The sequence below is a fragment of the Pelatocladus sp. genome, assembly GCF_059505505.1.
On sequence record NZ_JCACKS010000254.1, the window covers coordinates 31,382 to 32,478 of the forward strand.

The window sequence follows — 1,097 nt, forward strand, 5'->3', positions numbered from 1 at the left end:
TTGAATTCGGGCAATCACCAAGAATTTACATAAAAAAATCGATGTCTTTGTAATAAATAAATTAATTTATACTGAATAATGCGGGTGTCAACTAACCCTAATTCTGTCTATCTTAGTGCTGTACAGTTCAGGGTAGAAGTCAGTTTTTATCCTGGCAGATTATTAATAACAGGCAAGTGATTTATGTCACGTCCCAAACGCGGGTCTAAAGTAATTGATAAAGCACAGCGTCGGATTGCGGCTTTGAAATCGATCAATCCCACCTTAGACTTAGGCAATGGTGTAACAATTAACTCCTTTGCAGCTGCCATCAAAACAACACAAGACAAGTTGGAAGCTTATAACTCAAGCCTCTCTACCGTAGATTTGACTCAGGAAGCCTTTGAACTTGCTGAACAGTCGCTGATGGAACTAACAGAACATATGTTAGTCAGTGTAGCTGCAAAGTATGGCAAGAATAGCGATGAGTACAAAATGGCAGGCGGCGTTCGTCGAAGCGATCGCAAGCGTCCAGTGCGAAAGCCTAAGCCAGAGGCTACTACTTGATATGGTATCAGTGAACAGTGAACAGTGAAATACCTGGATCTAAGTCCCCCATCATACACCTGATAACTGATAAAGGTTTTTGTAACATGACAGTCGCTTCGCTCCAAGTTAAAAGTAAAAAGTTAAAAGTTAAAAGGCACTCATAAAAAACTTCAGTTGTGGGTATCAAGCCCACTTAAACACTCATAATTTTACCGAGACACGTAGTGCAAGGTAAAAGGTGTCCTTTTTTCAAGCCCACAGATTTATCAGTGGGAATCTTTCTTTTTACTTTTTACTTTTTACTTTTTACTTTTTACTTTTTACTTGTTTTGACAAGCGATCGCCATACCTTCACTCGATGAATTTTCAAAACTTATTAATCCAATCAGCTTGTAAATCTCGTGAGATTTAAACAAAAAGCGCCCTCCTTTTCTTCAGAGAGCGCTTTTGATTTAGTTTGACGCGATTGGTTGCGTCTTGATTAATTATTAACCGTTGATTGCAGGAGCTTCGACAGCAGCCAAGTCGAGAGGGAAGTTGTGAGCGTTGCGCTCGTGCATGACTTCCAT

The 1,097-nt window shown here is 39.7% G+C and carries 1 protein-coding gene; it reads left to right on the forward strand.

The genetic code is table 11. The annotated features are described in order from the left end of the window. Window positions 1–183: 183 nt before the first annotated feature. Window positions 184–546 carry a hypothetical protein gene (locus tag AC5JMK_RS26600; protein WP_096673920.1) on the forward strand — a complete coding sequence of 121 codons (363 nt, stop codon included), beginning with the start codon at window positions 184–186 and terminating at the stop codon, window positions 544–546. Window positions 547–1,097 lie beyond the last annotated feature (551 nt).